We start from the raw sequence: 17,288 nt of genomic DNA, 5'->3' as shown, positions 1-17,288 counted from the left end.
TATCACAAATTACTTTAATAAAAATAAATAACGTATTGTTTTAAAATATCTTTTAATTTTATTTTTAAACTTTTTTAGCAAAGGCTACTCGAAAAAATAAACTAATAGGGAGCCTTCATTGCATTATTCACTCAAAAGCGCGTGCCGTGCCTCGCGCGTATCTTTGATTCATTTTTTCTTTGTTTTGTTGTTGTCCGGGTGGTTGGGCCAGGTGCAGGCAGAGGATGCGACAGTGCCCAAGTTATTGCTCTCCGGCAGTGATGCTGCCCAAGCCGACAAAGAGGCAAAGCAGGAGCCGGAGACACCAAAGATTGTGTCCGTGTTTGGGACGCAAGCCCTCAAAGAGTATAAATTACCGTTTGAGGATCAGTACCCGACGGGCCCGTTTGAGCGCCTGGATAAAAAACTATTCCTGTTTATCAGCAAGTGTGGCGAGGTTTATTTTGTTCGCCAGAATGAAACCATGGAGCTGGTGAAGCCGGGCAAGCCGCTGGCGAAGTTTATTCCGGGTGAAGAAACTTCTGCCGATGAAAGTAGCAGTAAATCGCTGGTGTATTGCCGTGAACTGTCGGGTGTCAAGGATTCATTACTGGTGGGTAAGACCCTGTATGTGGCTTATACCGCCTGGGATCAGGCCAATAACGGCGTACGACTGGCTGTCAGCGAATTTGAGGTCGACGTAGAGAACAGCGAAGTCAGTTTTAACCGCGAAATTTATATAAGCCGGCCGGCGATGAAAGAGCCGATACTCGGGCATCAGGTGGGTGGCAAACTGGCGCTGGGCGAAAACGAGCGGACCTTGTACCTGAGCATAGGCGATTTTTCCAAACCCGACCGTGTGCAGGACAAGACCACCTCGGTTGGCAAAGTGATTCGTATAGACTTGCAGCGCTTGAATGCAGAGGTGTATGCCAGTGGTTTCCGCTCCCCCTCTGGCGGCTTGTATTTTGACCGCGACAGTAACGAGTTATGGTTGACGGATCACGGCCCCAGGGGCGGCGACGAGATCAACCTGATCAAGCGCGGCAAAAATTATGGTTGGCCGATTGTCAGTTATGGCACTATTTACGAGCGCGACGGTATGAGCGGCTATTATGGCAACAAGTTTAATAGCCACGAAGGCTACGAAAAACCGGCCATGACGTTTGTGCCTTCCATAGGCATCGGCCCGCTAGTGAAGTATCCGGCCACTGGCCGCAATGATTTTTGGGACCATGATTTGTTTGTGGCTGGCATGGGTAATACTACGTTGTATCGCGTGCGCAAAGAGGGCACGACTCTGGTGTATGCCGAACCTGTGTTAAGTGGTTACCGGATTCGTGCCATCCAAATTGACCAGAATGGGACGTTTTATCTTAAAACCGACCACAATCAATTACTGATTTCCGAGCAGGAGCCGCCTGAGTCCAAATAGCACGGACCAGGGAAACCAGGAGGGGCGAAAATGATAGCGGTGACGAGCTATAAACATCGTGGGTGCTATGCAGTGGATGGTGAGGTGAGCGCATGTTCAAAGCAGCGCTCATGATTACGGCTATGATAGGTGCCCTGTTGGCACTTGGCTTTGAGCTATATGCTGCGCGCGGATTTGCTTTTTTGGAAAGCGCGAGCGGTTTGCTGATCACTTTATGGACGATAATCCCTTATCTGACGCTGCATGCAGGCTATTATTTTTTTGAGCATCCGCGCATACAAAAACAATGGTTGAGCTTTAGCGTGATTGAAGTGGCTGTCGTCGCCTGGCTATATTTCCAGACCGTGGTCATGTATCCCGATGCGCAGGGCGGTCTGATTTTCCTGTTTTTGCCCGTCTGGCAGGGGACACTAAATATGCTGGTTGGCATGCTGCTGTACTGGCGTCAATCGCGCTTAAATCGGCTCCCTTAACCCGGTATCTTTTCATTCTTTGCGCAATCTCCTGCCCTATGCCTAAATTTATCGTGGATTGTTTGCGCTATCTGTGGGCCGCACCTAATACCGTACTTGGATTGCTCTTTGCCAGCCTGCTCATGCTGACGGGCGCGCGAATGCGACAAGTGGCGGGCGTGCTGGAAGTCTATGGCGGTTGGCTGGCCAGCCGCTTGGCCCGGTATAGCGGCTTTGCTGCGATAACATTCGGTCACGTGGTGCTTGGCTATTCCGCGCATGCTTTGCAGCAGTTGCGCGTACATGAGCATACGCATGTGCGGCAAGCTGAATGCTGGGGCCTGTTTTTTATTCCGGCCTATTTGCTGGCTGGACTGTGGCAGCTGTTACGCGGACGCCATGTCTATCACGATCATCCGTTTGAAAAGGCAGCCGTGGCCGCTGAATGCCGTCACTTTAAGCGCTTGCCGCAGGCGGTGATCACGAAAGGGCAATAAAAAAACGCCAGCAGACTGGCGTTTTTCTAGGGGATGGAAGGCGCTTAATACAAGCTTTCCCAGAATTTCCACCAGACTTTTTCTTCTTCCTGAACCTTACCGGCAATCATAGGATTATCAGGATAGTTGGTTTTTAAAACACGCAGCGCTTCATTTTTCAGGTCTGTCATGTCCATGGCATCGTAAGCACTGATCTCCATGACCAGCGCATCTTCGATGGAGCTGGAATTGGGATAGGTCTCAAGCACATAGCGAGCACGATTGAGTGCGGCGACGTAGGCTTTGCGTTGCATGTAATAACGCGCGACATGCATTTCGTGCAGTGCCAGTGTATTGACCAGGTAAATCATGCGCTGGGTGGCGTCGTTTTTATAGCGGCTGGTAGGGAACCGTTCAACCAGTTCTTTAAAGGCGTTAAACGAAATACGCAGAGTTTTGGGGTCGCGGTCGTTAATTTCTTGCTTGGTATATTTTTCAATGACGCCGCGCTCGTTAAAGGTGGCCAGGCCCTTGAGATAGTAGGCGTAATCGAGGTTGGGGTGATTAGGGTGGAGCTTGATAAAGCGGTCTATCGCAGACAGGCAAAGAATCGGTTCTGATTTTTTGTAGTAGGCATAAGCAACTTCGAGTTGGGACTGTGTCGCATACGCACCATGCGGATAACGTGCCTCCAGCTTCTGGAAGTACTCAATCGCCTTGTCATAGTTACGGTCAACCATTTTTTCCTGGCCCGTGGCATAAAGGCGTTGTTCGCTCCAGCCTTTGGTTTCGTCAGGGGGATTCGGATTGCCGAAAATGGCACAGGCACTCAAGGCCAGCGCGCCAATCAAAATAAAAGCACGCGTGAACAGGGTGTTAAGCGGTAAAATGCGAAGCATGTTGATTTATGTTGTTTTATCAAGGGAACTCAAAGCATTATAACTGATGCTGTTTGAAAATATGAAAGAAAGCACCTCCTTACAGCTGGTCGTCCCCAGCAACCTTGGCGGGCAGCGCCTGGACCTGGCCTTGCAGCAGATGTTGCCAGACCATTCTCGCAGCCGCCTGCAGGCCTGGATAAAAGAAGGTCTGGTCTTGCTCGATGGTAAGGCGCCCACGGCCAAAACCAAGGTGTGGGGGGGCGAGCGACTGGTGGTGACTCCCCCTAAAAATGCGCAGGACAATGCGTTTGAGCCAGAAGACATTGCACTGGATGTTGTATACGAAGACGATGCACTGATCATTATTAACAAGCCTGCTGGTCTGGTAGTGCATCCGGCGGCCGGCAACTGGAGTGGCACCTTGCTCAATGCCTTGCTGTTTCACTGGCCGGCGCTCAAAGAGGTGCCACGTGCCGGTATTGTGCACCGGCTGGACAAGGATACCAGCGGTTTGCTGGTGGTTGCCAAAACGCTGGAAGCACAGACCAGCCTGGTGCGTCAGTTGCAGGCGCGCACGGTTAAACGTGAGTACCGGGCCATCGTTTGGGGCCAGTTGTGGCGTAATGGTAAGGTGGATCAGCCGATAGGGCGCCATCCGCACCACAGAACCAAAATGGCGGTGGTGCGACGAGGTAAAACCGCCATCACGCATTACGAGATCCTTGAGCGGTTTGGCACCAATACCTATTTGCGCTGTAACCTGGAAACCGGTCGTACCCACCAGATCCGCGTGCATTTGCAGCATCTGAAAGCGCCTATGGTCGGTGATCCGCTGTATGGCATAGGCAATATTATTCCGCACAAGATGATGACGCCGGAATTGCGTGAGGTCATCGGCAATTTCAAGCGTCAGGCCTTGCATGCGATCAAGCTCGGCTTGATTCATCCGGTGACGAATGCGCCCATGGAATGGCAGATTGAGCTTGCTGATGACATGCGTGAACTATTAGACGCTATGCGCACGACCGACTTGCCCGATGAGCCGCTGGCGCCTGTCGATTTCAATGTGGATGAAAACGGCTTGTTCATTGGTGAAGATGACGAAGATTGGGGCGATGAAGATTTTGACGAAGATCTCGATGCTGAGCTGGATGAGGATGCCTGGGATGAAGAAGGCGAAGAGGATGGGGCATAATGGCTGATTTGCCTGTTATTTTGCCTGATTGGCCCGCGCCTGCTTGCGTGAAGGCCTTGCAAACCACACGTCTTGGCGGTGTCAGTCAGGGCATCTATGCCAGTCTGAACCTGGGGGATCATGTGAAGGATTTGCCTCAGCATGTGGCGGCCAACAGACAATTACTGAGTCCTTATTTGCCGAGTGAGCCGGTGTGGCTTAACCAGGTGCATGGGGTGCGCGTAATTGATGCTGCGTTATCTTCATGTCTGGAAAGCGCAGATGCCAGTTTTAGCACCCGCAAACAGGTGGTCTGCGTCACCATGACCGCCGATTGCCTGCCAGTATTACTCTGTGATCAGGCGGGGAGTGTGGTGGCGGCTGTGCATGCTGGTTGGCGCAGTTTGTGTGACGGGGTGATAGAAGCGACGGTAAAAGCCATGCCGGTTGAGCCCGCCACGCTCATGGCCTGGTTAGGTCCGGCCATTGGCCCGCAAGCGTTTGAAGTGGGGAGTGAAGTGCGCGCGCAATTTATGGCGCAAGATGCGCAGGCAGAACATGCATTTCAGGCGCATGGTGAAAAATGGCTGGGAGACTTGTATACGATTGCGCGACAACGGCTTTCCAGGCTAGGAGTGACGCAGGTCTATGGCGGTGGACGCTGTACTTATCGTGAACCAGAGACGTTTTTCAGCTTTAGGCGTGATGGCGATACCGGGCGTATGGCCAGCTTGATTTGGCTGGAGTAGTGTATTTCGCCATAGTGGATACAGCGTCAGGCACGAACGTATTGGATCCTCATGAGGATTCATACGCTGGAGTATGTGAATATTGCGCTATTGCAAGCTGGTTGATAGAGATTGATCTCTGAGTGCCCTGTGGCTCAACCCAATATATTATTTAAATAATGAAAAAACATCTGATTTTTGACCTCGATGGCACGCTCATCGATTCCGCACCCAGTATTCTGCATTGTTTTGAGTCGGCTTTCCGTTCGACCAATACGCCACTCGGGATGGCACTGGGCAATGAGGTGATTGGCCCGCCGCTCATGGAAACGCTTAAACGGCTGTCTGGCAGCGAAGATGCGGCTGTGTTGAACGCCTTGGCCGCAGCTTTCAAGCAGCATTATGACAGCACCGGTTATCAGCAGTCAGTGGTGTTTGATGGTGTTCCGGCCATGCTGCAGCAACTCAAGGCAGAGGGCTATAGGCTGTATATTGCGACCAATAAACGCTTTGATCCGACTGAAAAAATCATGGCCTATCTGGGCTGGCAGGATTTTTTTGCGGGCGTCTATGCACTGGATTATTTCAGCCCGGCATTGAAGTCTAAAGCGCAGATGATAGGGCGCGTGGTCGCCGAGCATGATTTAAAAATCCAGGATTGCCTGTATATCGGTGACCGTCTTGAAGATGGCCAGTCGGCCGAGGCCAACCTGATGGACTTCGTGCTGGTGACCTGGGGCTATGCCGGCGATGTGGCCTTGCGTCAACCGCATTGGCAGTGCTGCGACGCTGTGCCTGACTTGCCTGCCTTGGTGGCCGGGCTATGTGCGGACAGTGTCTTATGATGAAAAGATTGCGCGCCAGACGGCACCCGGCAAATACACCAGGGGAGGTGAGCGCTACGCGTAGTACATTGCGCGCCTGGCCACAAATGGTATTGTTCGCGGTGGCTTTGCTTTGCTTGTTTTTACTGGGGCAGCATTTCCATTGGGATACGCGGGTACTGGCGGCGGTCACACTGTTGTTCGGCCTGTTGTCAGGGTTGCTGGTGTGGCTGATCGGCGTGATCGGCCTGGTGCCATTGATTGGCCCAATCATTGTCAAGGTGCTCAGCTTTGGCTTTATCTGGCTGCTCAATGCCGTAGGTTACCTGATGTCTTACATTGCCATTCGACGTGGTTACTCACGGGATGTGTTGACCTACCGCGGATTGACCATGGCCTTGCTGATCGGCATTGTGATTGGCTACATTATTGCGCAGTTTATTTGAGCCAGGTGACCTGGCATCTGCACGCGTTAACTAATTGTTTATGCTTTGTTTTTTTGATAACTCACGTATAATGCGCGGCTTCCTTTAATCACTCGGCATGCTTGCTTTGACCCCTTTGTTGACTGATATTTCGCCTTTTACCGGCATGATGCTGGCCTGTTTGCTAGGGGGCGTGCTCAGTGTGTGTGTCGCAGCCCTGTTTGCGCTCAATGCTCAAAAGCATTGGGTGCCTTTGCTGGTGAGTTATGCGATTGGCGCCTTGCTGGCCGCGGTGTTTCTTGAGATTTTGCCGCACGCGATTGAAAGCAGCCCCAATATCGAGGCAATGACCGGTACCATGCTGTTTGGTGTGCTACTGTTTTTTACGCTGGAAAAACTGGTGCTGTGGCGGCATTGTCATGGCGAGCACTGTGAAATACATGCCATGCATGACGAGGCCCATTGCCCCGAGTTACATCCAGGCCAGCCTGTTACCAAAAAGCCGCAAGGCGCAATCAAGTTCAGATTGCCCGCGGCGCAGCCTAGCCAGATGATAGGGCATCCTCATTTACATGGTCACGCGCACGGCCATGATGGTGGCCGCAGTGGTTTGATGATCATGGTAGGCGATACCTTTCACAATTTTGTTGATGGCATCCTGATCTGCGCGGCATTTATGGTGGATATGCAGGTGGGCGTGGTGACTGCACTGGCGATTATCGCCCATGAGATTCCGCAGGAAGTCGGCGACTTTCTGATTTTGTTACATTCCGGCTACAGCAAACAAAAAGCTTTTTTGTTTAATATCGGCTCCAGCCTGGCCACCTTGCTTGGCGGTATTATTGCTTATTTTGCGCTGCATGCGGTACAGCACTGGGTGCCATATATCTTGAGTCTTGCCGCGGCCAGCATGCTCTATGTGGCGGTGGCAGATTTGATTCCGGGCTTGCACAAGCGTACTGCATTGCGCGATACCATGAATCAGTTATTGTTAATTGTGTTGGGGGTGGCTTCAGTTGCCCTGACCAAATGGTTGGTAGAAGGTTAAGAGGGAAGCATCATGCAAAGTTCACCTAAAGTTGGTTTCGTCTCATTGGGTTGCCCCAAGGCAGGCTCCGATTCCGAGCGTATCCTGACCCAATTGCGGGCCGAAGGCTATGAAATCAGCAACAGTTACGAGCAGTCTGACCTGGTGGTGGTGAATACCTGTGGTTTTATTGACTCTGCGGTGCAAGAGTCGCTGGATGCGATTGGCGAGGCACTCAACAAAAACGGCAAGGTGATTGTGACCGGTTGCCTGGGCGCGAAAAAAGACGTGGTCACGGACGCACATCCCAACGTGTTGGCCGTGACTGGCCCGCATGCTCTGGAAGAGGTGATGGGGCATGTACATACACACTTGCCCAAACCGCACGATCCCTACACCGACCTGGTGCCGCCGCAAGGCATCCGTCTCACGCCTAAGCACTATGCTTACCTTAAAATTTCCGAAGGCTGTAACCACCGTTGCAGCTTCTGCATTATCCCCAGCATGCGCGGCGACTTGGTCAGCCGTCCGATTGGTGATGTGCTCAATGAGGCTGAGAGCTTGGTGAATGCCGGCGTTTCCGAAATTTTGGTCATTTCGCAGGATACCTCTGCCTATGGCGTGGACATGAAATTCCGCAAAGGCTTCTGGAACGGCAGGCCAGTTAGAACGCACATGACCGAACTCAGTAAAGCCTTGGGCGAGCTGGGCGTTTGGGTGCGCTTGCACTATGTGTATCCCTACCCACATGTTGATGACGTGATCCCATTGATGGCAGAAGGGGCGATTTTGCCGTATCTGGATGTGCCGCTCCAACATGCCAGCTCGGCGGTGCTTAAAGCCATGAAGCGTCCGGCCAGCAGTGAAAACAACCTGGCCCGGATCAAGGCCTGGCGTGAGATTTGCCCGGAAATCGCTATCCGTAGTACCTTTATTGTCGGCTTCCCCGGCGAGACTGAAGATGACTTTAAAATGCTGCTCGACTTTATGGAAGAAGCGCAGCTGGACCGCGTCGGCTGCTTTGCCTATTCGGCAGTGGATGGGGCTACGGCCAACCATTTGCCTAATCCGGTGGCTGAAGAAATCAAACAGGAGCGCCTGAGCCGCTTTATGGAAGTGCAAGAGCGCATCAGTGCCGCCAAGGTGGCGGCTAAAATCGGCAGCCTGCAAACCGTGCTAGTGGATGAACTCACTGAAGATGACGATGGAAACATCATCGGTATTGCTCGCACCAAGGCAGATGCGCCCGAAATTGATGGCATTGTTTATCTGCAAGATGCAGATGGCTTGAACCCGGGTGATTTTGTGGATGTACAGATTATCGATGCGCAAGGCCATGATTTGATCGGGGCGCCACCGGAGTTTTAGGGCTGCTGGGCCAAGGCGTTGATTCAGGCCCGCTTAAATCAGGCAGGTTTTTAAGCAGATCGCTGTCGTAGTGTTCAATCAGTGTTGAGATAAAAGGTTGACGCGTTTCAGCTTGGGCAGGCAACGGCCTTGCCTAGCGTCTTTTTAAATGGCGAGCTGTGGCCGTTCGCTATCCGCGCGTTCAGCAAAAATATCGGTGGTAAACGGACAGCGTGTGAGCTTGGTGGCTGCATTTTTTTTACGTTTGTTGGCTTGTTGCAAGTTGACGTAGGGTGTTTGACTCAGGCGGATGTAGCCGGATTGCAGTAGCTTGCTTGCTGTGGTCTCAAACTGACTGAGCGGATTGTCCATATTTTGCAAGGTGATGCCCTGTTTGTGAACAGCCAGCACGTGATACAAGACGGCAATGTGGCCATCGGCGTCTGGCTTGCCATAGAGCTCGCCTACATGAATTTCCAAGTTTGTATCTAATGGAGCAGTTTGCATACGCGCATCTTAGCGTGATTTTAAACCAGCTTCAATGCGTCCTCTGCGCCCACGGCTTCAATCTTAACCAGACTAAACACGGTGTTGACAGGCGGCATGTTAAAATGCACGCCTGTTTTAATTTCAAGAGTCATCATGCAAGCTGTTAAAACCCGTTTTGCCCCCAGTCCTACCGGTTATCTGCATATTGGCGGTGCACGTACCGCCTTGTTCTCATGGGCGTATGCCAAGCGCCATGGCGGCAAGTTTATTTTGCGTATTGAAGATACGGATGTTGCACGCTCCACGCCGGAAGCCGTGCAGGCCATTCTGGATGGCATGGCCTGGTTGCAACTGGATCATGACGAAGGTCCGTTTTACCAGATGCAGCGCATGGAGACTTACAAAAAAATGATCCAGCAGATGCTGGATGCTGGCCATGCTTATTATTGCTATTGCAGCAAAGAAGAGCTGGATGCCTTGCGTGAAAGCCAGATGCAGCAGGGATTGAAGCCGCGCTACGATGGCCGCTGGCGGCCTGAGCCCGGTAAAGTGTTGCCTGAGCCGCCTAAGGATGTGCCACCGGTCGTGCGTTTCAAGAACCCGACCGAAGGCGTGGTGGCCTGGGAGGATATGGTCAAGGGTCGCATTGAGATTGCCAATGCCGAGCTGGATGACCTGATTATTGCGCGGGCTGACGGTACGCCAACCTATAACTTCTGTGTGGTGGTGGACGACTGGGAAATGGGCGTCACGCAGGTGATTCGCGGTGATGACCATGTCAACAACACTCCGCGCCAGATCAATATGCTCAAGGCACTGGGTGCACAGGTGCCGCAGTATGCGCACTTGTCCATGATTTTGGGCGATGATGGTCAGAAGCTGTCCAAGCGCCATGGTGCCGTGAGCGTCATGCAATACCATGAAGACGGTTATTTGCGTGAGGCGGTACTCAACTACCTGGCGCGCCTGGGCTGGTCGCATGGCGATGATGAAGTGTTCAGCATGGCGCAGTTCTGTGAGTGGTTTGATCTGGACCATATCACGCCGTCCGCCGCACAGTTCAATACTGAAAAACTCAACTGGCTCAATGCGCATTACATTAAAACCTTGCCCTTGGAGCGGATTGCTGATGAAGTCAAACCCCGTTTGACTGCATTAGGCGTCACAGAAACACAGTCGCCAGATTTGCTGGCAGTATTGAATTTATACCGTGAGCGTGCCAATAACCTCAATCAACTGGCCAGGGAAATTGCCTTCTTCTACCAGATGCCTGAGATCAATGAGGCGGATAAAACCAAACATGTGTTGCCGGAAACCGCCGGCTATATCGAACTTTTTTTAGAAAAAACTCAAGATTCTGACTGGACTGCCGATATGCTTCACGATGCGCTAAATCAGGTGGTCACTGAGCAGCAGATCAAGTTCCCCAAGCTGGCGATGCCTTTGCGGGTAGCTTTGATTGGCATAGCACAGTCGCCTAGCATTGATCAGGTGATGTCAATTCTGGGTAAAGAGGCATGTCTGCAGCGCATCCGCGCTTTATTTCCAAAAAAGTAAAGCGCGGGGATTGAAAAAGGAACAAATTAGTACAATCATAGTCACTATGAGGGATTGGTGTTCAAGATAATAAAACTCCAATACGATTAAAACAAACAAGGAGCAATTCCATGAATAATAAAGGCCAAATGCTGCAAGATCCGTTTTTGAATGCACTCAGAAAAGAGCACGTTCAAGTGTCCATTTACCTGGTAAACGGCATTAAATTGCAAGGGCAGGTCGATTCTTTTGATCAATATGTCATTTTGTTAAAAAACACCGTGACACAAATGGTGTACAAGCACGCCATTTCCACCATCGTTCCTGCACGTCCAGTCAGCCTCGGATCGCACGACGCCGCACAAGAATCTTAATGCATGTTTGATAGACCAAGCGGCGGAGATGCCGTCGTTCTGGTCAGCGTCAACTTTGGTGATGCTGACTACGCAGAAAGTTTGCAAGAACTCCGCCACCTGGCCGGGACTGCTGGCCTCAATATCTCAGCGACGCTGGAGGGCAAGCGTCATGCGCCTGATCCCAAATACTTTATCGGTTCTGGCAAGGCAGATGAGCTAAAGGCCTTGATGGCCGCCTATGACAGCAAAGTCGCGGCTTTCAATCACGACTTGAGCCCTTCGCAACAGCGCAACCTTGAAAAGTTGCTTGAAGCACGTGTGGTAGACCGCACTGGCCTGATTCTGGATATCTTTGCCCAACGTGCGCAATCGCACGAAGGTAAGCTGCAAGTCGAGCTTGCCCAACTGGAGCATTTGTCTACGCGGTTGGTGCGTGGCTGGACCCACCTTGAACGACAAAAAGGCGGGATTGGCGTGCGGGGTGGCCCTGGTGAAACCCAGCTCGAGCTGGACAGACGCATGCTGCGTGTGCGCGTCAAGCAGTTGCGTGAAAAACTGGATAAACTCAAGCAGCAACGTGGCATGCAACGCCGTGCGCGCAAACGCTCCAACCTGATGACCGTTTCTCTGGTCGGCTATACCAACGCGGGTAAATCTACCTTGTTTAATCGCCTGACACACTCGGGTGTCTATGCGGCGGACCAGCTGTTTGCCACACTGGATACCACCTCTCGTAAAATGCACCTGCCGGAAGGTTATCCGGTGGTGTTGTCAGATACGGTCGGCTTTATCAAGCATTTGCCTACGACTTTGATTGAAGCCTTTGGTGCTACGCTTGAAGAGGCCGCGCAGGCCGATTTATTACTGCATGTGGTTGATGTGGCCAGCCCGAACCGCGATGCACAAATCGAACAAGTCAATATCGTATTGAACGAGATTGGTGCTGCCAGGGTCCCACAGATTCTGGTGCTTAACCAGATTGACCGCATGGGCATGCCGCCCGGAGTCGACCGCGACGAGTATGGTAATATCCGAACTGTTCGTGTGTCAGCCAGAGATGGCATAGGCATAGAGGATTTACGCCAGGCGCTGTTAGAGCATCAGCAATACCTGAAAAAACTCAGCACCGAAGAAAGTGCTTACGTTTAAAAAGATCAAAACATACGGAGTACACGCATGAAAAAATTTCCAGGCTTTTGGAATAAAAACAATGAAGGCCCGCCCGATCTGGACGAGGTGTTCAAGGATTTGAATCAAAAGCTGAACCGGTTATTTGGCAACAATAAAGGCGGGCAGGGTGGTCCGCGTGGATCAGCACCTGCGCCACAATCCTTGCCAGTGGCTCCGATTTTAGGGTTGGTGGCGCTGATCTGGCTGGGCTCTGGCTTTTATATTGTTGACCAGGGCTCTCGCGGTGTAGTGTTACGTTTTGGCAAACATGTGGAAACCACCATGCCTGGCCCGCGCTGGCATTTGCCATTTCCGATTGAGACCGTGGAAAACGTGAACCTCGAGCAGGTGCGTACCATTGAAATGGGCTACCGTTCTTATGAGGGCGAATCTGGCCGTAGCAAAGAGCTGAAAGAGTCTTTAATGTTGACCGATGACGAAAACATTATTGATTTGCAGGTGGCTGTGCAATACAACCTGAAGTCGGTGGAAGATTATCAGTTTAGCAACCGCTCCACCGAAGAAAGCGTGCGTGGTGTGGCAGAAACAGCCATCCGCGAAGTGGTAGGCAAGAGCAAGATGGACTTCGTGCTGTATGAAGGCCGGGATGATGTGGCTGCCAAAGCGAAAAAACTCATGCAGGACATGCTGGACAGATATCAATCCGGCGTCAATATTGTTAACGTCACCATGCAGAATGCACAGCCCCCAGAACAGGTACAGGCGGCATTTGATGATGCAGTCAAGGCCAAGCAAGATTTGGAACGCCAGAAAAATGAAGGTCAGGCCTATGCCAATGATGTGATCCCTAAAGCACGTGGTACAGCGTCGCGGTTGGCCGAAGAGGCCGCGGGTTACAAGCTGCGGGTGGAGAACGAAGCCAAGGGTAATGCAGACCGTTTCGAGCAGATTCTGGCGCAGTACAACAAGGCACCAGAAGTAACCCGCCAGCGTTTGTATCTCGATACGCAGGAACATATTTTGGCCAATACCAGCAAAGTGCTGGTTGATCAGAAAAATGGCAACAGCATGCTGTATTTGCCACTGGATAAACTCATGAGCATGAGTGGTGCAGGCAGTAATGCCGCAGCTGGGTCTGCCGTCCCGGCGGATAAGCCAGCCATCGAGCCACCGGCTGACGCGAGTGTGCTAGACCGCTCCAGGGATGCCATGCGTAGTCGTGATCGCGAATATCGCTAGTCTGCCCCTCAAGGAAAATACATGATGAGAAATATTGGAAGTTTGTTAATTGGGGTGTTTGTCTTGCTGGTCTTGGTGACATCATCAGCATATACGGTCGATCAGCGTGAATATGCGCTGGTCTTCCGTCTGGGCGAAATTGTCTCGGTGAAAAAAGACCCTGGTCTTTATTTCAAGATGCCTATGGTGGAGAACATCCGCTATTACGACAAGCGGATTCTGACGCTGAACTGGGAAGAACCAGACCGGTTTATCACCAGTGAAAAGAAAAACGTACTGGTGGATTCGTTTGTGAAATGGCGCATTATCGACCCGGCCAAATACTACGTTTCTGTGCGTGGCGATGAAGTGCAGGCCGAGCGTCGTTTGTCGCAGATGGTCAATGACGGCTTGCGTGCCGAATTTGGTAAACACACAATCCACGATGTCGTCTCTGGCGAGCGTTCGCAGATCATGGAAATCCTGCGTCAACGCGCAGACAAGGAAAGCCGCCAAATGGGCATCCAGATTATGGACGTGCGCTTGCGTCGTGTAGATCTGCCGAAAGAAGTCAGCGAATCCGTGTATCAACGCATGGAGGCCGAGCGTAAATCGGTGGCCAATGAGTTGCGCTCACAAGGTGCAGCAGCGGCAGAAAAAATTCGTGCCGATGCTGACAAGCAGCGTGAAGTGATTATTGCTGAAGCCTATCGCGATGCGCAGAAAATCAAAGGCGAGGGCGATGCCAAGGCCTCAGAAGTCTATGCTCAGGCGTTTGGTAAAAATCCTGAGTTTTATGCCTTCTACCGCAGCCAGGAAGCTTACAAAAACAGCTTCAAGAGCAAGTCTGACGTGATGGTGATTGACCAAAGTTCAGACTTCTTTAAATACATGCGTAGCAGCGGTAAAAAGTAATACTTGCGCCATGAACTGGTGGTGGAGTGTGCTGGGCGGCGTGTTGCTGATTGAAGGCTTGATGCCGCTGTTATTAACCAAAGCCTGGCGCAATACTTTTGAGCGAATGCTACAACTGCGGGATGGTCAAATCCGTTTCATTGGCTTTATTTCCATGCTGTTTGGTTTGTTCATTCTCTGGTTAAATCGTTAACGGGTGAATGCCACCAAGCTGATATGGTTAAGCGTTTTAAAAAAAGCACACCTTGGGTGTGCTTTTTTGTTTGGATTTTAACGGAGTGCAAGGCTGACGCGACTTGCTGGCAGGTTGCTAAAGCCGTGCTTTCGGCAGGGGTTTGCAGGTATAATGGCGGGATGCATAATTGGTTACTCCCTGAATATATTGAAGATGTGCTGCCTGCTGAAGCAGCACGGCTTGAGTCCTACCGTCGGCAACTGCTGGATTTGTTCCGTGTCCATGGCTACCAGTATGTGATGCCGCCCATGATGGAATATGTTGAATCCCTGCTCACCGGGACCGGTCACGATCTGGATATCGCCACCTTTAAAGTGGTGGATCAACTGACCGGGCGCTTGATGGGCTTGCGTGCTGATACGACGCCACAGGCTGCGCGCATTGATGCGCATATGCTCAATCATGCCGGTGTCTCGCGCTTGTGTTATGCCGGGACCGTTTTGAGAACCAAGCCGGATGGCCTGGCGCGCACCCGTGAGCCTTTGCAACTCGGGGCAGAATTGTATGGTCATGCCGGTATTGCCAGCGATATTGAAGTGCAGCGGCTGATGGTCAAAGCCTTGCAGTTGTTAGGCATGCAAACCTTGTTTGTGGACCTGAGTCATGCAGCGATTTTCGCCAGCCTGTCGCATACCGCGCAATTAGGCCTGCCGCAAGAACAAGCCCTGCAAGCGGCTTTGCAAGCCAAAGACATTTCATTGGTAGAGCAACTGGTGGTGAATTTGCCCGAAAAATCCAGGCAAGCTTTTATTGCCCTGGCCCAACTCAATGGTGGCATTGAGGTGTTGGATCAGGCGCGTGAAGTATTGCCTGACTCAGAAGAGATTGAACAGGCTTTGCTTGAGTTGGAGGCAGTCGCGAAAGCGCTGGGTGATCGTAATGTGACGGTGACCATTGATTTAAGTGAGTTGCGTGGATATCACTACCATAGCGGCATCGTCTTCGCTGCCTATGCCAAAGGCTATGCTGGCCCCATTGCGCTGGGTGGCCGCTATGATGAGGTGGGGGCTGCCTTTGGCCGGGCACGTCCGGCGACAGGCTTTAGCCTGGATCTGCGTGGTGCTTTACTCGCCTTGGGCCCTGCGACCATGGACAAAGGGATTTTGGCGCCTGCAACGCAGGATGCTGACTTGGTAGCCCTGATAGAGACCTTACGCGCGCAAGGTCAGGTGGTGGTTGAAGCCTTGCCTGATGCGCAGGTGGATTATTCTGAATTGGCCTGTGACCGTCTGCTGCAAAAGGTGGATGGTCGCTGGCAAGTGGTGGCTGTGTAATACGCCGCCTCTTTAATTTGTATAGACAAGATATTGATTGAACATGACACAATTTAAGCAAGCAAAGAACGTCGTTGTGATTGGCACCCAATGGGGCGACGAAGGTAAAGGTAAAATTGTTGACTGGCTGACCGACCATGCGCAAGGCGTGGTGCGTTTTCAGGGTGGTCACAATGCGGGTCACACCCTGGTCGTCGGCCAAGGGGATGCGCAAAAAGTCTACAAGTTAAACCTGGTGCCTTCTGGTATTGTGCGCGATGGCGTCAATTGCTATATCGGCAATGGCGTGGTGCTGGATACCACCCATTTGCTGCATGAGATTTCCACGCTGGAACAAGGCGGGCTGGATGTTAAAAACCGTCTCAAAGTCAGTCCTGGCTGTCCATTGATTTTGTCTCATCACGTTGCGGTTGATTTGGCACGTGAAGCCAAGCGCAGCGCCGAGAAAAAAATTGGTACTACAGGCAAGGGCATTGGCCCTGCCTATGAAGACAAGGTCGCACGCCGCGCCCTGCGTGTCTATGATTTGTTCCACCCTGAGCGCTTCGCCGAAAAGCTGCGCGAAGTCATGGATTATCACAATTTTGTATTGACCAATTATCTGGGGGCTGCTGCGGTAGATTTCCAGCAGCAATACGATGCTAGCATGCAGCACGCTGTGGCGTTGAAGCCGATGGTGGCTGATATTTCTGCGGCGTTATATGAAGCCAATGCCCGTGGCGAACACTTGTTGTTTGAAGGCGCACAAGGCACCTTGCTGGATGTGGATCATGGCACTTACCCCTATGTGACTTCCAGCAACTGTATCGCTGGCCAAGCCTCAGCAGGGACCGGTGTTGGTGCCAACATGCTGCACTATGTGCTTGGTATTACCAAAGCCTACACGACGCGTGTGGGTGGCGGCCCCTTCCCAAGCGAGCTGGATATTGAAACAGAAGGCGCACCAGGTTACCAGATGTCTCACAAGGGACAGGAAATCGGGACCGTGACCAAACGTAAACGCCGCTGTGGCTGGTTTGATGCTGCCGCCTTGCGTCGCTCTGCGCGAATCAACGGCTTGACTGGCTTGTGTATTACCAAGCTGGATGTGCTGGATGGCATTGAGTCACTGGATATTTGCACGGGTTACAAGCTGGATGGCAAAGTGGTTGATATGCTGCCGGTCGGTGCGGATGACGTCGCCCGTTGTGAGCCGATTTATGAAACCGTGCCAGGCTGGAGCGAAACCACCTTCGGTGTCAAAACCTGGGATGCATTACCCAAAAATGCGCAGCATTACCTCAAGCGTCTGGAAGCGGTCTGTGGCGTGCCGATTGCCATTGTCTCGACTGGCCCGGAGCGGGATGAAACCATCGTGCTGCAACATCCTTTCGCCTGAGTAAGGTG

Annotated in this window: 19 protein-coding genes; 17 read left to right on the top strand and 2 right to left on the bottom strand. The window is 51.9% G+C overall.

Features of this window, described 5'->3' with window-relative positions; genetic code table 11:
• Positions 1-190 precede the first annotated feature (190 nt).
• From INP77_RS04940 to INP77_RS14865, 3 genes are all read left to right on the top strand, one after another.
• The gene (locus tag INP77_RS04940) at positions 191-1,414 is read left to right on the top strand and encodes a PQQ-dependent sugar dehydrogenase (protein ID WP_228518735.1); all 1,224 of its coding nucleotides are present in this window, start codon (positions 191-193) and stop codon (positions 1,412-1,414) included.
• A 92-nt stretch (positions 1,415-1,506) separates the two neighbouring features.
• Positions 1,507-1,887: a hypothetical protein gene (locus tag INP77_RS04935; protein WP_194747763.1), complete on the top strand. Its 381-nt coding sequence runs from the start codon at positions 1,507-1,509 to the stop codon at positions 1,885-1,887.
• A 38-nt stretch (positions 1,888-1,925) separates the two neighbouring features.
• Complete coding sequence (locus INP77_RS14865) at positions 1,926-2,363, top strand: hypothetical protein (protein WP_228518734.1); 438 nt, start codon at positions 1,926-1,928, stop codon at positions 2,361-2,363.
• Positions 2,364-2,407: 44 nt separating this feature from the next.
• Here the strand turns inward: INP77_RS14865 and INP77_RS04925 are convergent, their stop codons facing one another.
• The gene (locus tag INP77_RS04925) at positions 2,408-3,241 is read right to left on the bottom strand and encodes an outer membrane protein assembly factor BamD (protein ID WP_194747762.1); all 834 of its coding nucleotides are present in this window, start codon (positions 3,239-3,241) and stop codon (positions 2,408-2,410) included.
• A gap of 46 nt (positions 3,242-3,287) precedes the next feature.
• On the opposite strand from INP77_RS04925, the gene rluD reads away from it, so the two are divergent.
• The 6 genes from rluD to rimO all read left to right on the top strand — a co-directional run bounded on the left by rluD (position 3,288) and on the right by rimO (position 8,769).
• Positions 3,288-4,418, top strand: a complete 1,131-nt coding sequence (gene rluD / locus INP77_RS04920) for a 23S rRNA pseudouridine(1911/1915/1917) synthase RluD (RefSeq protein ID WP_194747761.1) — start codon at positions 3,288-3,290, stop codon at positions 4,416-4,418.
• Complete coding sequence (gene pgeF / locus INP77_RS04915) at positions 4,418-5,146, top strand: peptidoglycan editing factor PgeF (RefSeq protein WP_194747760.1); 729 nt, start codon at positions 4,418-4,420, stop codon at positions 5,144-5,146. Before rluD ends, pgeF begins: the two co-directional genes overlap by 1 nt.
• 158 nt (positions 5,147-5,304) lie before the next feature.
• The gene (locus INP77_RS04910) at positions 5,305-5,970 is read left to right on the top strand and encodes an HAD family hydrolase (protein WP_194747759.1); all 666 of its coding nucleotides are present in this window, start codon (positions 5,305-5,307) and stop codon (positions 5,968-5,970) included.
• Entirely contained in the window at positions 5,967-6,395 is a 429-nt protein-coding gene (locus INP77_RS04905; RefSeq protein WP_194747757.1) for a hypothetical protein, read from the top strand. The genes INP77_RS04910 and INP77_RS04905 overlap by 4 nt, the downstream gene beginning before the upstream one ends.
• 97 nt (positions 6,396-6,492) lie before the next feature.
• The gene (locus INP77_RS04900) at positions 6,493-7,422 is read left to right on the top strand and encodes a ZIP family metal transporter (protein ID WP_194747755.1); all 930 of its coding nucleotides are present in this window, start codon (positions 6,493-6,495) and stop codon (positions 7,420-7,422) included.
• Positions 7,423-7,434: 12 nt separating this feature from the next.
• Positions 7,435-8,769: a 30S ribosomal protein S12 methylthiotransferase RimO gene (gene rimO, locus INP77_RS04895; RefSeq protein ID WP_194747753.1), complete on the top strand. Its 1,335-nt coding sequence runs from the start codon at positions 7,435-7,437 to the stop codon at positions 8,767-8,769.
• 144 nt (positions 8,770-8,913) lie between these two features.
• On the opposite strand, the gene INP77_RS04890 is transcribed toward rimO, so the two are convergent.
• Positions 8,914-9,255 (bottom strand): hypothetical protein, encoded by a 342-nt coding sequence (locus tag INP77_RS04890; protein WP_194747751.1) that lies wholly within the window; start codon positions 9,253-9,255, stop codon positions 8,914-8,916.
• A 135-nt stretch (positions 9,256-9,390) separates the two neighbouring features.
• On the opposite strand from INP77_RS04890, the gene gltX reads away from it, so the two are divergent.
• The 8 genes from gltX to INP77_RS04850 all read left to right on the top strand — a co-directional run bounded on the left by gltX (position 9,391) and on the right by INP77_RS04850 (position 17,280).
• Entirely contained in the window at positions 9,391-10,794 is a 1,404-nt protein-coding gene (gene gltX / locus INP77_RS04885; protein ID WP_194747749.1) for a glutamate--tRNA ligase, read from the top strand.
• Positions 10,795-10,904: 110 nt separating this feature from the next.
• On the top strand, positions 10,905-11,147 hold the full coding sequence (gene hfq, locus INP77_RS04880; protein ID WP_194747747.1) for an RNA chaperone Hfq: 243 nt from the start codon (positions 10,905-10,907) through the stop codon (positions 11,145-11,147).
• A gap of 3 nt (positions 11,148-11,150) precedes the next feature.
• On the top strand, positions 11,151-12,278 hold the full coding sequence (hflX, locus tag INP77_RS04875; RefSeq protein ID WP_194747745.1) for a GTPase HflX: 1,128 nt from the start codon (positions 11,151-11,153) through the stop codon (positions 12,276-12,278).
• Positions 12,279-12,305: 27 nt separating this feature from the next.
• On the top strand, positions 12,306-13,499 hold the full coding sequence (hflK, locus tag INP77_RS04870) for an FtsH protease activity modulator HflK (RefSeq protein WP_194747743.1): 1,194 nt from the start codon (positions 12,306-12,308) through the stop codon (positions 13,497-13,499).
• 24 nt (positions 13,500-13,523) lie between these two features.
• Positions 13,524-14,393, top strand: coding sequence for a protease modulator HflC (gene hflC, locus INP77_RS04865; RefSeq protein ID WP_194748434.1), 870 nt, complete (start codon positions 13,524-13,526; stop codon positions 14,391-14,393).
• A gap of 10 nt (positions 14,394-14,403) precedes the next feature.
• Positions 14,404-14,586, top strand: a complete 183-nt coding sequence (locus tag INP77_RS04860) for a DUF2065 domain-containing protein (RefSeq protein WP_194747741.1) — start codon at positions 14,404-14,406, stop codon at positions 14,584-14,586.
• Between the two features lie 161 nt (positions 14,587-14,747).
• Positions 14,748-15,902 (top strand): ATP phosphoribosyltransferase regulatory subunit, encoded by a 1,155-nt coding sequence (locus INP77_RS04855; protein WP_194747740.1) that lies wholly within the window; start codon positions 14,748-14,750, stop codon positions 15,900-15,902.
• Between the two features lie 43 nt (positions 15,903-15,945).
• The gene (locus INP77_RS04850; RefSeq protein WP_194747738.1) at positions 15,946-17,280 is read left to right on the top strand and encodes an adenylosuccinate synthase; all 1,335 of its coding nucleotides are present in this window, start codon (positions 15,946-15,948) and stop codon (positions 17,278-17,280) included.
• Positions 17,281-17,288: the final 8 nt, after the last annotated feature.

The organism is Methylophilus sp. 13, assembly GCF_015354335.1.
Classification (GTDB): Bacteria; Pseudomonadota; Gammaproteobacteria; order Burkholderiales; family Methylophilaceae; genus Methylophilus; species Methylophilus glucosoxydans.
The sequence above is the reverse complement of the archived record's forward strand: the minus strand, read 5'-3'. Positions and strand labels throughout refer to the sequence as shown.

Excerpts from the sequence above, each read along its gene's own strand:
- INP77_RS04850 (WP_194747738.1), top strand. The coding sequence starts at position 15,946 with ATGACACAATTTAAGCAAGCAAAGAACGTCGTTGTGATTGGCACCCAA.
- hflC (WP_194748434.1), top strand. The coding sequence starts at position 13,524 with ATGAGAAATATTGGAAGTTTGTTAATTGGGGTGTTTGTCTTGCTGGTC.
- rluD (WP_194747761.1), top strand. The coding sequence starts at position 3,288 with ATGCTGTTTGAAAATATGAAAGAAAGCACCTCCTTACAGCTGGTCGTC.
- rimO (WP_194747753.1), top strand. The coding sequence starts at position 7,435 with ATGCAAAGTTCACCTAAAGTTGGTTTCGTCTCATTGGGTTGCCCCAAG.
- INP77_RS04905 (WP_194747757.1), top strand. The coding sequence starts at position 5,967 with ATGATGAAAAGATTGCGCGCCAGACGGCACCCGGCAAATACACCAGGG.
- pgeF (WP_194747760.1), top strand. The coding sequence starts at position 4,418 with ATGGCTGATTTGCCTGTTATTTTGCCTGATTGGCCCGCGCCTGCTTGC.
- gltX (WP_194747749.1), top strand. The coding sequence starts at position 9,391 with ATGCAAGCTGTTAAAACCCGTTTTGCCCCCAGTCCTACCGGTTATCTG.
- hflK (WP_194747743.1), top strand. The coding sequence starts at position 12,306 with ATGAAAAAATTTCCAGGCTTTTGGAATAAAAACAATGAAGGCCCGCCC.
- INP77_RS04910 (WP_194747759.1), top strand. The coding sequence starts at position 5,305 with ATGAAAAAACATCTGATTTTTGACCTCGATGGCACGCTCATCGATTCC.
- hflX (WP_194747745.1), top strand. The coding sequence starts at position 11,151 with ATGTTTGATAGACCAAGCGGCGGAGATGCCGTCGTTCTGGTCAGCGTC.
- INP77_RS04925 (WP_194747762.1), bottom strand. The coding sequence starts at position 3,241 with ATGCTTCGCATTTTACCGCTTAACACCCTGTTCACGCGTGCTTTTATT.
- INP77_RS04890 (WP_194747751.1), bottom strand. The coding sequence starts at position 9,255 with ATGCAAACTGCTCCATTAGATACAAACTTGGAAATTCATGTAGGCGAG.
- INP77_RS04935 (WP_194747763.1), top strand. The coding sequence starts at position 1,507 with ATGTTCAAAGCAGCGCTCATGATTACGGCTATGATAGGTGCCCTGTTG.
- INP77_RS04855 (WP_194747740.1), top strand. The coding sequence starts at position 14,748 with ATGCATAATTGGTTACTCCCTGAATATATTGAAGATGTGCTGCCTGCT.
- INP77_RS04900 (WP_194747755.1), top strand. The coding sequence starts at position 6,493 with ATGCTTGCTTTGACCCCTTTGTTGACTGATATTTCGCCTTTTACCGGC.
- hfq (WP_194747747.1), top strand. The coding sequence starts at position 10,905 with ATGAATAATAAAGGCCAAATGCTGCAAGATCCGTTTTTGAATGCACTC.
- INP77_RS14865 (WP_228518734.1), top strand. The coding sequence starts at position 1,926 with ATGCCTAAATTTATCGTGGATTGTTTGCGCTATCTGTGGGCCGCACCT.
- INP77_RS04860 (WP_194747741.1), top strand. The coding sequence starts at position 14,404 with ATGAACTGGTGGTGGAGTGTGCTGGGCGGCGTGTTGCTGATTGAAGGC.